The 12,117-nt window shown below is 67.9% G+C and carries 14 protein-coding genes; 8 read left to right on the top strand and 6 right to left on the bottom strand.

Going from position 1 to position 12,117, the window contains the following annotated elements:
* The first annotated feature begins 302 nt into the window (after positions 1-302).
* From V5F59_RS18435 to tolA, 4 genes are read left to right on the top strand one after another with little or no spacing between them, the layout of a single operon-like run.
* Positions 303-2,066: a ShlB/FhaC/HecB family hemolysin secretion/activation protein gene (locus V5F59_RS18435; RefSeq protein ID WP_393976629.1), complete on the top strand. Its 1,764-nt coding sequence runs from the start codon at positions 303-305 to the stop codon at positions 2,064-2,066.
* A gap of 12 nt (positions 2,067-2,078) precedes the next feature.
* Positions 2,079-2,558: a TonB-system energizer ExbB gene (gene exbB / locus V5F59_RS18430; protein ID WP_393976628.1), complete on the top strand. Its 480-nt coding sequence runs from the start codon at positions 2,079-2,081 to the stop codon at positions 2,556-2,558.
* A complete protein-coding gene (locus V5F59_RS18425; RefSeq protein WP_393976627.1) occupies positions 2,551-2,964 on the top strand; it encodes an ExbD/TolR family protein in 414 nt (137 codons plus the stop codon). Before exbB ends, V5F59_RS18425 begins: the two co-directional genes overlap by 8 nt.
* A complete protein-coding gene (gene tolA, locus V5F59_RS18420; RefSeq protein WP_393976626.1) occupies positions 2,961-3,701 on the top strand; it encodes a cell envelope integrity protein TolA in 741 nt (246 codons plus the stop codon). The genes V5F59_RS18425 and tolA overlap by 4 nt, the downstream gene beginning before the upstream one ends.
* Positions 3,702-3,850: 149 nt before the next feature.
* On the opposite strand, the gene V5F59_RS18415 is transcribed toward tolA, so the two are convergent.
* Positions 3,851-4,300 (bottom strand): cupin domain-containing protein, encoded by a 450-nt coding sequence (locus V5F59_RS18415; protein WP_393976625.1) that lies wholly within the window; start codon positions 4,298-4,300, stop codon positions 3,851-3,853.
* Between the two features lie 144 nt (positions 4,301-4,444).
* Between V5F59_RS18415 and V5F59_RS18410 the strand changes: the two genes are divergently transcribed.
* Positions 4,445-5,359: a LysR family transcriptional regulator gene (locus V5F59_RS18410; RefSeq protein ID WP_393976624.1), complete on the top strand. Its 915-nt coding sequence runs from the start codon at positions 4,445-4,447 to the stop codon at positions 5,357-5,359.
* 25 nt (positions 5,360-5,384) lie between these two features.
* Here V5F59_RS18410 and V5F59_RS18405 read toward each other — a convergent pair whose 3' ends face one another.
* Together V5F59_RS18405 and V5F59_RS18400 are read right to left on the bottom strand one after the other, a co-directional pair.
* Complete coding sequence (locus V5F59_RS18405) at positions 5,385-5,915, bottom strand: ester cyclase (RefSeq protein WP_393976623.1); 531 nt, start codon at positions 5,913-5,915, stop codon at positions 5,385-5,387.
* An 86-nt stretch (positions 5,916-6,001) separates the two neighbouring features.
* On the bottom strand, positions 6,002-6,712 hold the full coding sequence (locus tag V5F59_RS18400; RefSeq protein WP_393976622.1) for an SDR family oxidoreductase: 711 nt from the start codon (positions 6,710-6,712) through the stop codon (positions 6,002-6,004).
* 109 nt (positions 6,713-6,821) lie between these two features.
* Between V5F59_RS18400 and V5F59_RS18395 the strand changes: the two genes are divergently transcribed.
* On the top strand, positions 6,822-7,760 hold the full coding sequence (locus V5F59_RS18395; RefSeq protein ID WP_393976621.1) for a LysR family transcriptional regulator: 939 nt from the start codon (positions 6,822-6,824) through the stop codon (positions 7,758-7,760).
* 111 nt (positions 7,761-7,871) lie between these two features.
* Here V5F59_RS18395 and V5F59_RS18390 read toward each other — a convergent pair whose 3' ends face one another.
* Together V5F59_RS18390 and V5F59_RS18385 are read right to left on the bottom strand one after the other, a co-directional pair.
* Complete coding sequence (locus tag V5F59_RS18390) at positions 7,872-8,186, bottom strand: hypothetical protein (protein WP_393976620.1); 315 nt, start codon at positions 8,184-8,186, stop codon at positions 7,872-7,874.
* A 265-nt stretch (positions 8,187-8,451) separates the two neighbouring features.
* Positions 8,452-8,652 carry a DUF2735 domain-containing protein gene (locus tag V5F59_RS18385; RefSeq protein ID WP_393976619.1) on the bottom strand — a complete coding sequence of 67 codons (201 nt, stop codon included), beginning with the start codon at positions 8,650-8,652 and terminating at the stop codon, positions 8,452-8,454.
* A gap of 530 nt (positions 8,653-9,182) precedes the next feature.
* On the opposite strand from V5F59_RS18385, the gene V5F59_RS18380 reads away from it, so the two are divergent.
* Both V5F59_RS18380 and tam read left to right on the top strand, forming a co-directional pair.
* Entirely contained in the window at positions 9,183-10,217 is a 1,035-nt protein-coding gene (locus tag V5F59_RS18380) for a glutamine synthetase beta-grasp domain-containing protein (RefSeq protein WP_393976618.1), read from the top strand.
* A gap of 256 nt (positions 10,218-10,473) precedes the next feature.
* Entirely contained in the window at positions 10,474-11,259 is a 786-nt protein-coding gene (gene tam, locus V5F59_RS18375; protein WP_393976617.1) for a trans-aconitate 2-methyltransferase, read from the top strand.
* A 49-nt stretch (positions 11,260-11,308) separates the two neighbouring features.
* Here the strand turns inward: tam and V5F59_RS18370 are convergent, their stop codons facing one another.
* Positions 11,309-12,094 (bottom strand): MetQ/NlpA family ABC transporter substrate-binding protein, encoded by a 786-nt coding sequence (locus V5F59_RS18370; RefSeq protein ID WP_393976616.1) that lies wholly within the window; start codon positions 12,092-12,094, stop codon positions 11,309-11,311.
* Positions 12,095-12,117: the final 23 nt, after the last annotated feature.

Raw genomic sequence — 12,117 nt, 5'->3', positions numbered from 1 at the left:
GGCGGGCTGCCCCACCCGTCTCGCGCCCGCCGCCGGCGGCCCGCCCGAGGGGCCGTCACCGCTTCGTCGCCGCAGGGCTATGCCGCCGGCGGCGGGGAGCTCAGCCAGGGGCCGATAAGTTTGCCTCATGTGGCCCTGGTATCCGCCCGCGTGGCGCTTGAGCGATCTCTTCTCGGCGCCGGTCACGGACCGGGGCCGTCGGTCTCACCGTGCCTTGGCTCGGCTCCGGGCCCATCTGTTTCATCTGCCCCGTTCGTCTCTTCCCGTTCGTTCATCCGCATCTTGCCTTCCGAGAGCTTGCCATGACCCGTTCCAGGATTCCCGCCGGCACGTCCCGCTCCGGCCTCGCCCTCGCGGCGGCCTCCGGCCTCCTCCTTCCTTTCCTGGCCCCGGCCTCCGCCCTTGCCCAGGGCCTGCCCTTCAACATCGGCGATGCGGTGCGCGATGCGCAGCAGTCCCAGCAGGCGGCGCCGCAGCCGCAGCAGGCGGCGCCCCTCGTGCTGCCGAAGCTCGCCGAACCGCAACTGGTGCTCCCCGACAAGTCGACGCTCCACGTGCGCCACATCGTGGTCACCGGCACGCAGGGCCTGCCGGTGAGCGAGGAGAAGCTGCGCGCGGTGCTGGCGCCGTACGAGGGCAGGAAGCTGACCCTCGCCCAGATCTACGAGGCCGCCGACAAGGTCACCGCCCTCTATCGAGAGGCCGGATACCTGGTGGCCAAGGTCTATGTGCCCCAGCAGGACGCAAGAAAAGGCACGCTCACCTTCAAGCTCCTGCCCGGCCGCTACGGCCAGGTGAGCGTGAAGAACGAGAGCCGGGTGAAGGACTTCATGGTGAAGGGCACGCTCGACACCCAGAAGGTCGCGCCCGGCGAGTTGATCGAGACGGGACGCCTCGAGCGCGCCATGCTGCTGATCTCCGATCTCGCGGGCGCCGGCATGCCGCGGGCGGTGATCGGGGCGGGCGCGACGCAGGGGACGTCGGACTTCCTGTTCGACGTGCCGGAGCAGCGTCTGATCGACGGCTTTCTCATGGGCGACAATTTCGGCACGCCCTACACGGGCGAATGGCGCGCCTCGGGCGGGCTCAACATCAATTCCCCGCTCGGCATCGGCGACAGGCTCACCGCCTTCGGCCTCGTCTCCAACTCCACCGACATGCTCAACGGGCGCGTGGCCTATTCGCTGCCCATCGGCACCGACGGCCTCAGGGCGGAGGTGGCGGCCTTCCGCACCACCTACGCGCTGGGCGACACCTATGCCGACCTCAACGCCACGGGCGTCGCCGATGGCGTCTCGGCGAGCCTGCTTTATCCCTTCCTGCGCTCGCGGGCGGATTCCATCTGGGGCAGCGCCGTCTACAGCTACAAGAACCTCAATGACCAGACGATGGGCTTCTCCTATGCCCACCGCCGGATCAACGAGGGCACTCTCGGCCTCAACCGCGACACCTCGGGGGTTCTGCCAGTCCTCAACATGCCGATCGTGACTTCCACGGCAGTGGCCTTCACCTTCGGCAATGTGGACTTCCCCGATCCCGACCAGGCGCTCGTCAACGCGCTGGGCGCCGACACCCAGGGCGACTTCTCCAAGCTCACCGCCTCCTTCGTGATGACGGTGGCGCTGATGGAAAAGCTCTCCCTGTCGGTGAACGTGCGCGGGCAGAAGTCCTTCTCGGGCAACCTGGACTCCTCCGAGCAGTTCGGCCTGACCGGCATCTTCGGGGTCAGGAGCTATTACGAGGGGCTGTCCGGGGACTCCGGCTGGCTGGTGACGCCGGAGCTGAAGTACGCATTGCCCGACATCTACGGCTGGCACCACGCGGTGAGCGCGTTCGCCGACGTGGGCGGGGTGGCGCTGGAGGACGGCAGCTACACCATCACCCAGCCGGACTATGTGCAGCTCGGCGACATCGGCATCGGCTATTACGGCAATTACGAATACAGCCCCGGACGCAACCTGCTGCTGAAGGCCTATCTCGCCTGGAGCGTGGGCGGCAACGAGGCCGATGCCGGCTACAGCCGCGGCGGCACCGTGGGCCTCATCCAGGCCGGCTTCACCTTCTGAAGGGCAGGAACCATGGAAAGCATGACCTGGCTGAAGGAAGCCATCGACTACGGCGTCATCGGGCTGCTCCTGGTGCTGAGCATCCTGGTGGTGGCGGTGGTGCTGGAGCGCATCTTCTTCTTCGCGGGCGTGAAGCCGGAAGCCTACGCCTCGTCCAAGAGGCTGGAGCTGGACCTGTCGAAGCGCCTGGTGGTTGTGGCCTCGGTCGCCTCCAACGCGCCTTATATCGGGCTGCTCGGGACGGTGCTGGGCATCATGCTCACCTTCTCTAGCATGGACCTCTCCGCCGGGGCGGACCCGGGCAAGATCATGGTGGGCCTCGCCCTGGCGCTGAAGGCCACCGCGGCGGGCCTCGTCGTGGCGCTGGTGGCGGTGGTGGCCTACAACGCACTCCTGCGCCGGGCCAAGGTGCTGATGCTCCGGTGGGAGATCGCCCGCGAGGCGGCCACGGGCCCCGCCCCGGCGGAAGCGGCGGGGGCGTCCCATGGATGAGAAGCCGTTCGAGACCATGAACGTCATCCCCTTCGTGGACATCATGCTGGTGCTGCTCACCATGGTGCTGACCACGGCGAGCTTCATCGCGGTCGGCCGCATCCCCCTGAGCCTCCCTCAGGCCGCGCCCATGAAGGTGGAGCAGACGAAGGACGCCATGATCGAGATCACGGCGGACGGCATCTTGCATCTGGAGGGAGCGGCGCTCTCCGTGGAGGAGCTGAAGGGCCGGCTCGGCGCCATGCCGAAGGACACCTCCATCCTCATCCGGGCGGACAGGTCCATCGCCTTCCAGCGGTTCGTGGACGTGGCCGACGTGCTGAAGACCCTCGCCTTCACCAAGGTGGGGGTGCAGACCAAGGGCGTCGCCGCAGGGGTGGCCGCGCCGGGGGGAGCGGCGCAATGACCTTCACCCTCGGCCATGGCCTTGCCGCCTCGCTTGCCTTGCACGGGGCGCTCATCCTGCCCTTCGTGGCGGTGCTGGAGCCTCCGCCGCCCCAGGACGACCAGCTGCTGGTGGTGGAGCTCCAGGGCCTCATCTCCGACACCCAGTCGGAGCAGCAGGCGCTTCAGCAGACCCGGGGGGCGCCGGAGCAGAAGCAGCAGGATGAGGCGCGGGAGGAGCAGAAGACGCAAGCGGCGCAGGCCGCGTCCCCCGATCGGCCGCAGGAGGAGCAGGTCCCCGACGGCACCCTCGCCGCTGCCCCGCCGCCATCCCCCGAGCAGGAGGCGCAGGCCGCGCCGCCGCAGGAGCGCGCGAAGCCGGCCGAGGCACAGTCGGGCAATCCGGGCCTGGCCGACGTGCAGGGCACGCAGGAGCAGAAGCAGGCGCAGACGGTAGCGCCCGTGGACGAGAGGCAGATACTTCAGGCCTATGTGCGGGACCTGACGAAGAAGCTGAAGGACAACCTCGTCTATCCGCCCGATGCCCAGCGCAGCATCCGCAAGAAGGGCACCACCTATGTCTCCTTCACCGTGGAGGCGGACGGCCAGGTGCGCACCGGCTCGCTGAAGGTCACGCGCTCCAGCGGCACCCCCGCCTACGATGCCGCCGCGCTGCGCACGGTCGAGAAGAACGCCCCGTTCGACCCGCCCCCGCGCCCCATGAGCGTCGGCGTGCCGGTGGACTACTTCCCGAACTGAACCCGCGGCAGACGGGTCCCGAAGCCCGCCGAAGGTGCTCGGCGAATGGCGGATCACAACTTCTCCCGCTCCGCTCGCAGATCGTCGGCCGATCCCCGCTCATGCGCGCCGATGGGGCATCCGCGTTGCGCTTGAAGCGGCCTGCCGCGTCAGTCGATCGGAGGACCGACGAACTCGATGCCGTTGCGGTTGCAGATGGCCGCGAGCTTTTGCTGGTCGGCCTCGGTAAAGGGCGCCGCCGGCGGAAGGGCGGCTGCGCCGGCCTCGACGGACGCCTCGCGGACCATGTCCTCGAAGCGCCCGTTTGAAATCGACAGGAACCGTGCGGTCGGCGAAATGACGCGAAAACCATGGACCGTGCCGGCGGGAACGTGGAGGGATTCGCCCCCGCCGGCTTCGAACGTCCTCTCGCCGACGCGGAAGCGCACCTTTCCGTCGAGGAGGTAAAAGGTCTCCTCCTCGTCATTGTGCACGTGCAGGGGAACGGCGAAGCCTTCCGCCATCGTGTGCTCGATGAGGGAAACGCCCGCGGCACTCTGCGCCTTCGGCAGGAGGATCCTCAGGTAGGCATTCATGAACCAGCGGTCGTTTTCGGACATGGGAACCTCGATGCGCCCCTAGCGTGGGGGACCTGGATGACATCCCGATGCGCCGGCCGGCGGTCGTCGGATGCATCGGTTCTAGCTTGCATCCGCCCGGGTGTTAAGATTGATGGTCGAACAAGACTGGTCGGATCATTTTACGTGAAGACGCTGGATCCCCTGGCGGGCATCTCCGCCTTTCTCGCTGTCGCGGAAACATCGAGCTTCTCTCGCGCCGCCGACCGGCTGGCCATGTCGCGCCCCACGGTCAGCGCCCAGGTTCAGGAGCTCGAGCGGCGGATGGGCGTCAGGCTGCTGCAGCGGACGACGCGGTCCGTGGCCCTGACAGAGGCGGGCGAGGCTTATTACCAGGCCTTGTCCGGCGTCCTTCCCCAGATCCGGGAGGCCGAGCGCGCGGCGACCTCCTTCCAGCAGGAGGCGATCGGGCGCATTCGCGTCTCGGCCCCGCCGGACCTCGGATCGGATCACCTTGCACCGCTGGTGGCCGAGTTCCTGAAGCTCAATCCGGGCATTTCCATCGATCTTGATCTGTCGATGGATGCCGTGAACCTGGTGGAGGAGAAATTCGATCTGGCAATCCGCGGGACCATCTCCATCGAGCCCAACGTCGTGACGCGGCAGATCGGTGCCTCGCCGATCCAGGTCTGCGCCACTCCGGACTACGTGCAGCGGCACGGTCGGCCGGAGCGGCCCGAGGATCTTGCCCGCCACGCCTGTCTTCACTTCGCAAGGCTGCGCTGGGGCAGGGTGTGGCATTTCTCCCGCAAGGACGAGAAGGTCCGGGTGCCGGTCGTGCCGCGTTTCGAGTGCAACGAGGGCAGGAGTCTCCTGTCGGCAGCCCTTGCGGGCGCGGGCGTCGCGCTCCTGCCCGGGTTCGTGGTCGGGCCGGCGGTGCGCGCCGGCCGGCTGGCTGTGCTTCTCGAGGACTGGGCCATCGCCACCATTCCGATCCACGCCGTCTATCCGGCGAACCGCCATATCGCGGCCAAGGTGAAGACCTTTGTCGGCTTCCTGGCGGACCGGCTGGGCCGCCATCCCGACATCCTGGCAGAGTGAGGCCGGCGATCGGCCGGGCGGGGCCTCATGGCTCGACCCGGGCAACACCCATCTGCGTGAGCAGGGTGAGATTGTCCTCGATGTGCCAATTCTCGGTGATGCGGCCATCGACAATCTTCAGGAGATCGGTGGCCAGGAAGCTGATCTTCTGCCCCTGGCCTTTAGTCTTGCCAAGGGTGCCGCTGAAGTGGCCGCTGAACGTCATGTGCACCGTGACATGATCATCGGCCACGATCATCTTCGTGACGTCGACGGTGAGGTCCGGAACCGCGGCGTGGAATGCCTTCGCGGCGAAGGCAGGGCCGGCAGGTCCCTGCGGGCGGCCCGGAGGCAGGGTGCGATCGGTGAAGTCCGGCGCGATCGCCGCTTTCAGGGCCTCTTCGTCGCCGGTGTTCCAGAACTGGTAGAAGGCCCTGGCCGCCTTGACCGTCGCATCCTGCTGTGCCGCGGGGATTGTCCGGGCAATCACCAACTGCTGGATTTTCACCTCGGCGGCGTGCGCCGGCGGCGAGAGCACGACGCCGGTGATTGCGGCGAGGGCGAGAAGATCACGCATGTTGCTCATTCCATGGAGGTCGGGCGTTGCGCGCTCGCGAAACGCCGCATGGGGTGTGTTCGTCGGGTGGTGGCGCGTCGCGGCGTTCAGGCGATGCTGCCGCCGCCATCGACGGTCACGGTCGTGCCCGTGACGAAAGGATTGGTGGCGACGAACACGATGGCCTGCGCGATGTCCTCGGGCGCGCCGACCCGTCGCGCCGGCAGCCGCTCGGCCGTGCGGGCGAACATGGCGGCCCGGTCGGCCGCTTCCATGCCGGCCCACAGCGGCGTGTCGACGAGCCCGGGCGACACCGTGTTGACGCGGACCGGGGCGCGTTCCAGCGCCAGCCCGCGGCCGAGCGCCTCCAGGGCGGCATTGATGGCGCCCTGGAGCACCGAGCTCGCGCTCGGCCGATGGGAGAGGAAGCCGGACACGAAGGTGATGGAACCGCCATCCGCCACCTTCGCCGCCCGTGCGATGCGATAGGCGCCCCAGAACTTGCTCTCCATCGAGGCCCGGGCCTCCTCCAGGGACAGGCGGGCCACCGGCCCGCTCTTCGTGGCAGCGGCGGCGATCACCACATGGTCGAACGGCTCCGTGCCGGCGAAGAACGCTTCGACGGCGGGCGCATCGAGGATGTCGAGCGCCGCCGTCCGGGCCCCCGTCGCGGCCGCAGCCGCCTCCAGCTTCGTCCCGGGCCGGCCGGCAGCGAAGACCCGCGCGCCCGCCGTGGCAAAAGCCGTCGCCGTGGCCGCGCCGATGCCGCCGGCCGCGCCGACGACGAGGACCCGCTGGTTCTTCACATCGCGTGTCATGGCCTGTCTCCTGTTGGCGATCTGATCCTCCTCCGACTGTCGGCCATTGTCTGGCATGCGATAAGTGATCCACTATGCAAGGCTTTCTTGATCTGAAGTTGAGAGTGGCATGCTCGATGATCTCAACGAGCTGAAGACCTTCCGGGCGATCCTGAGGGAAGGCAGCCTGTCGGCAGCGGCGCGACGGCTCGGCGTGTCTCTCGCCGTGGTGAGCAAGCGGCTCGCGACCCTGGAGGAGCGGGCCGGCGTGCGCCTCATCCACCGCACCACCCGGGCCCTGAGCGCCACGGAGGAGGGGGCGCGTCTTGCCATGGATGTCGAGCGCGCGCTGGAGGCCATCGAGGCCGGCGAGGACCGTCTGGCGGGCGGGCGCGGCGAGCCGGCGGGGACGCTCCGGGTGAGCGCGCCGATCGCGCTCGGGCGGCGCCATGTGGCCCCGGTGCTCGGCGCGCTGGCGATGCGCTATCCCCGCCTTGTCGTGTCCCTGGAACTCGATGACCGGGTCGTTGATCTGGTAGCCGAGGGGTTCGACGTGGCGGTGCGCATCGGCATGCCGGCGGACAGCTCGGTCATGGTGCGCAAGCTCGCGGACAATCGGCGCATCGTGGTCGCCGCGCCCGCCTATCTCGATGGCGCCGGCCGTCCCGCAACGCCCGAGGACGCGGGCGGGCACGCGTTCCTGCGCTACGGTCCGGGCCTCGACCCGTGGCGGCTGCGCGGGCCGGGCGGAAAGAAGGCAAGCTTGCCCGCCCCCGCGCGCCTGCGCGTGGACGACGGCGACGTGGCCCACGACTGGGCGCTTGCCGGGCTCGGACTCCTCTTGAAATCCGAAGTGGATGTGGCCGAGGATCTCGCGGCAGGCCGGCTCGAGCGCGTCCTGCCGGACTGGGACGGGGGCGAGGCGCCCATCCTCGCGCTCTACCCCAGCGCCAAGCATGTGCCGCTCAAGACGCGCGTCCTGCTCGACGGCCTTGCCATGCACCTCACCGCGCTGACCAAGGGCCACGCGCGACGGTTCCTTGCGGATCCCGCCGCCGTGGTCTGCTGAGCGGCTTGCCTGCGATCGGGGGCCCGAGGCCGCGGGCGGGAAGAGGCTTGGCCCGACGGCTCCGGTTCTTCACCGGGGCCGAAAGGGTCTCGTTCCGGGGCCGCGCGGGCTTTACAGGTCCACGTAAATGAACTTCTCGCCCTTCAGCGCCGGGAAATTCGCCCGCAGGGCACCGGCGATCTTGCCGACCAGCGTCTTGTCGCCGGCGGCGCCGGGGCCCACGAAGTCGGTGCCCGCCATCCAGGTCTCGAAGTAGCAGTGCAGGCCCTCGTCATAGTCCGCCCCGGTGGGGTTGGCGGACTTGTCGGCCAGGGCCGCGAGGCCGTCCTTCGTCACTTCCAGTCGCCAGTCCCGGTCGTCCACCACCGAGGCGATGAGCGCCGCAAGGTCGGCATCCGTCCATTGGGTGTTGAGATCAAGCGCCATGTCGCATTTCCTACCCAGGCATCCGTCCGGGGGGTCACCACGCAAGAAGGAGACCATGGCCGCGCTTGCGGGCCGGCGGCTGGCGCCTGAGGCGGGACCGTCCGATCAGGCGGGGGCAGGCGAGGGGGCGCGCACCGGGAGCCCAGGTCCGGGCGTAAAAGCAAAAGGCCGCGCGTCTGCGCGGCCTCGTGTTCAAGGATGGTCGGCCTGTGCCGCGACGTTGCGCGGGCGCTGCCCGCCCTTACCGTTCCGGCCGATCAAGGGATCACTGGCGCGTGTTGCGCGGGTCGGCGGCCTTTACAGCTTCCTCGTGATACCAGCTCGAGCCGGTCACGGCCCGGTCGGCACCCATGGCCGCGATCTCCGCGTCCCACTTCGCCTCTTTAGAGAGCATGCCGCTATTCGCGCCACTCTTCACCGGGAAGATATAGATTTTCGCCGTCTCGCGCTTCATGTTCGCAGTCATCACTCGGTCTCCGGTCGATGAGCCTCCTGGGCGCCATCCATTGGTCCGTTCATAGCAGGATTCAGATTCACTGAATACATGAGTTGCCTAAAAAATTAGTTGTATGCATAAATTTTAGGCACATTTAAATCGACGCCAAACACTGCGTTTATTTGTGCGGATGCTGCATGGCGTCCGCGCGTCTATCGCAGTGCAGCGAGCCTGTGGCCAGTCAAGCTCGGGCGGCGGTGTTTTGTTCCCGAGGGTTGCGCGATGCCGCTGACGGCACGCGGCGGATGTTGCTTCTGCACATCCATTGGGCGAGGCGCCCAAGCGGAAGGCCTATTCATGATGCAGCCGAGGGCAGATGCGCCTTTGCGGGGCAAGCTAAAGCCTTGTGTTGCCGCCGAAGCATCTCTGGCACGCAACTTGCTGTTCCATAGTCCGGCCCCTCGGGGCCAGTGAGTTCTTCGCGGCCGGACGCTCGTTCGCGCGTTCCAGAACCTGCACGAGTGCCAGAACCTCACGCCATCGGCTTATGAGAGACTGCAATGCCAAAGTTTAAACTCGAGTATATCTGGCTCGACGGCTACACGCCGGTGCCGAACCTGCGTGGCAAGACGCAGATCAAGGAATACGACGTGTTCCCGTCCCTCGAGGAACTGCCGCTGTGGGGCTTCGACGGCTCGTCGACCCAGCAGGCCGAGGGCCGCAGCTCCGATTGCGTGCTGAAGCCCGTCGCGGTCTATCCCGACCCGGCCCGCACCAACGGCGCCCTGGTGATGTGCGAAGTGATGATGCCGGACGGCGTCACCCCGCACCCGACCAACAAGCGCGCCACCATCCTCGATGACGCCGGCGCCTGGTTCGGCTTCGAGCAGGAATACTTCTTCTACAAGAACGGCCGCCCGCTCGGCTTCCCCGAGGCCGGCTATCCCGCGCCGCAGGGCCCCTACTACACCGGTGTCGGCTTCAAGAACGTGGGTGACGTCGCCCGCCAGATCGTCGAGGAGCACCTCGACCTCTGCCTCGCCGCCGGCATCAACCACGAGGGCATCAACGCGGAAGTCGCGAAGGGCCAGTGGGAGTTCCAGATCTTCGGCAAGGGCTCCAAGAAGGCGGCCGACGAAGTGTGGATGGCCCGCTACCTGCTGCTCCGCCTCACCGAGAAGTACGGCGTGGACATCGAGTTCCACTGCAAGCCCCTCGGCGACACCGACTGGAACGGCTCGGGCATGCACGCCAACTTCTCCACCGCCTACATGCGGGAAGTGGGCGGCAAGGCCTATTTCGAGAAGCTGATGGCGGCCTTCGAGGCGAACCTCGACGACCACATCGCCGTCTATGGCCCGGACAACCACATGCGCCTCACCGGCAAGCATGAGACCGCGCCGTGGAACAAGTTCTCGTATGGCGTGGCCGACCGCGGCGCCTCCATCCGCGTGCCCCACTCCTTCGTCAAGAACGACTACAAGGGCTATCTTGAGGATCGCCGCCCCAATTCCATGGGCGACCCCTACCAGATCGCCTCGCAGATCCTGAAGACCATCTCCTCGGTTCCCACCGACGTCTCGGCTGCGGCCTGATCCTTCCCGTCGCGGCGGCCCCCGCCGCGACGGGCCCCATTGCCTCCCTCCTTGCCTGTCCGGCCTGTGCGGGCGCTCTGCCCCGGGCCGGACTTTTCTTTTCAAGGGGCCTGCCGCTCCCGTCGCCCGCCCGCGCGGTTTGGGCGCCACCCGCGGGTCGTGTCCCTTGCCCGTGCGCCGATGCCCGGAAATGGCCTATCGTGCACCGCGGCGCAGGCTGGTGTAATGCTCCTCAGACTGTCGCAGGAGCCGCCCCATGGCCGATTGGAACGCCCGCCAGTATCTGAAGTTCGAGGACCAGCGCACCCGCCCCGCACGCGACCTGCTGGCCCGGGTGCCACTGGCGAGGACACAGGGCGAATCCGTCTTCGTGGTCGATCTCGGCTGCGGCCCCGGCAATTCCACCGAGCTCCTGGCGCAGCGCTTTCCCGGTGCCGAGGTGCTGGGCCTCGACACCTCGCCGGACATGCTCGTCGCCGCCCGCGCCCGCCTGCCCGCCGCCCGCTTTGAAGAGGCGGATGCCTCCACCTTCACCTTGCCGAGGCCGGCGGACCTCATCTTCGCCAATGCGGTGCTGCAATGGGTGCCGGACCACGACGTGCTGCTGCCGCGGCTGATGTCCATGCTCGCCCCCGGCGGCGTGCTGGCGGTGCAGATGCCCGACAATCTGGACGAGCCCTCCCACGTGGCCATGCGCGAGGCCGCCATGTCCGGCCCCTGGGCGGACCGGCTCGCCGTGGCGACCAGCGCCCGCACGGTGCTGCCCGAGCCCGGGGCCTATTACGACATGCTGGCGCCGGTGGCCGCTGGGGCGGTGGATATCTGGCACACCATCTACAACCATCCGCTCGACGGGGTGGCCGCCATCGTCGAATGGGTGAAGGGCACGGGCCTGCGCCCTTTCATCGATCCGCTGGAGGGGGACGAGCGGGCCGAGTTCCTGGAGGAGTATGCCGCCCGCCTCGCCGCGCCCTACCCGCCGCGGGTGGACGGCAAGGTGCTGCTCGCCTTCCCGCGCCTGTTCATCGTGGCGGTGAAATAAAAAGGGGGCCGCGCGGCCCCCTTTTTCCCGCTGAGCCGGGCCGGAGCGCTCACCAGCTCGGCAGCACCGAGCCCTTGAAGGTGTCGAGGATGAAGGCCTTCACCTCGGGGGAATGATAGGTCTCCACGAAGGTCTTCACCCAGGGCTTGTCCTTGTCCTCGGCGCGCACGGCGATGATGTTCACGTAGGGGCCCTTGGGATCCTCGCGCAGGATGGGGTCCTTCACCGGGTCGAGGCCGGCTTCCTTGGCGAAGTTGGTGTTGATGCCGGCGGCGGCGAGGTCGGGCAGGGAGCGCGGCAGCTGCGCGGCGTCGATCTCCACGAACTTGAGCTTCTTCGGGTTCTCGACGACGTCGATGACCGAGGCCTTCACCCCCACCCCGTCCTTCAGCTTGATGAAGCCCTTGTCGGCGAGCAGCAGCAGCACGCGGCCGCCGTTGGTGGGGTCGTTCGGAATGCCGATGGAGGCGCCGGCGGGGATCTCGTCGAAGCTCTTGTACTTCTTCGAATAGACGCCGATGGGGAAGTTCACCGTGAGGCCCACGGGCACGATCTTGTAGCCGCGGTCCCTGATCTGGTTGTCCAGATAGGGCTGGTGCTGGAACGAGTTGATCTCGAGGTCGCCGGCCGCCAGCGCCGCGTTGGGCACCACATAGTCCGAGAACTCGATCACCTTCACGTCGAGCCCCTTGGGGGCGGCGAGCTCCTTCACCTTCTCCAGGATCTGGGCGTGCGGGCCGGGGGTGACGCCCACCTTGACGGTTTCCGCGGAGGCGGGGGCGAAGGGAAGGGCGAGGCTGGCGGCGAGCGCCAGCCCGAGGGCGAGGGCTTTCATGGGGTCTTCTCCTTGAAGGATCT

Origin of the sequence: Xanthobacter nonsaccharivorans (genome assembly GCF_043194755.2) — a bacterium.
GTDB classification, from domain to species: domain Bacteria; phylum Pseudomonadota; class Alphaproteobacteria; order Rhizobiales; family Xanthobacteraceae; genus Xanthobacter; species Xanthobacter autotrophicus_G.
This window is presented reverse-complemented; position numbering and strand designations above follow the sequence as displayed.

What these genes read in the sequence shown, in the direction of transcription:
- V5F59_RS18435 (WP_393976629.1), top strand. Translation starts at nt 303, where the DNA reads ATGACCCGTTCCAGGATTCCCGCCGGCACGTCCCGCTCCGGCCTCGCC.
- exbB (WP_393976628.1), top strand. Translation starts at nt 2,079, where the DNA reads ATGGAAAGCATGACCTGGCTGAAGGAAGCCATCGACTACGGCGTCATC.
- V5F59_RS18425 (WP_393976627.1), top strand. Translation starts at nt 2,551, where the DNA reads ATGGATGAGAAGCCGTTCGAGACCATGAACGTCATCCCCTTCGTGGAC.
- tolA (WP_393976626.1), top strand. Translation starts at nt 2,961, where the DNA reads ATGACCTTCACCCTCGGCCATGGCCTTGCCGCCTCGCTTGCCTTGCAC.
- V5F59_RS18415 (WP_393976625.1), bottom strand. Translation starts at nt 4,300, where the DNA reads ATGTCCGAAAACGACCGCTGGTTCATGAATGCCTACCTGAGGATCCTC.
- V5F59_RS18405 (WP_393976623.1), bottom strand. Translation starts at nt 5,915, where the DNA reads ATGCGTGATCTTCTCGCCCTCGCCGCAATCACCGGCGTCGTGCTCTCG.
- V5F59_RS18400 (WP_393976622.1), bottom strand. Translation starts at nt 6,712, where the DNA reads ATGACACGCGATGTGAAGAACCAGCGGGTCCTCGTCGTCGGCGCGGCC.
- V5F59_RS18395 (WP_393976621.1), top strand. Translation starts at nt 6,822, where the DNA reads ATGCTCGATGATCTCAACGAGCTGAAGACCTTCCGGGCGATCCTGAGG.
- V5F59_RS18390 (WP_393976620.1), bottom strand. Translation starts at nt 8,186, where the DNA reads ATGGCGCTTGATCTCAACACCCAATGGACGGATGCCGACCTTGCGGCG.
- V5F59_RS18385 (WP_393976619.1), bottom strand. Translation starts at nt 8,652, where the DNA reads ATGACTGCGAACATGAAGCGCGAGACGGCGAAAATCTATATCTTCCCG.
- V5F59_RS18380 (WP_393976618.1), top strand. Translation starts at nt 9,183, where the DNA reads ATGCCAAAGTTTAAACTCGAGTATATCTGGCTCGACGGCTACACGCCG.
- tam (WP_393976617.1), top strand. Translation starts at nt 10,474, where the DNA reads ATGGCCGATTGGAACGCCCGCCAGTATCTGAAGTTCGAGGACCAGCGC.
- V5F59_RS18370 (WP_393976616.1), bottom strand. Translation starts at nt 12,094, where the DNA reads ATGAAAGCCCTCGCCCTCGGGCTGGCGCTCGCCGCCAGCCTCGCCCTT.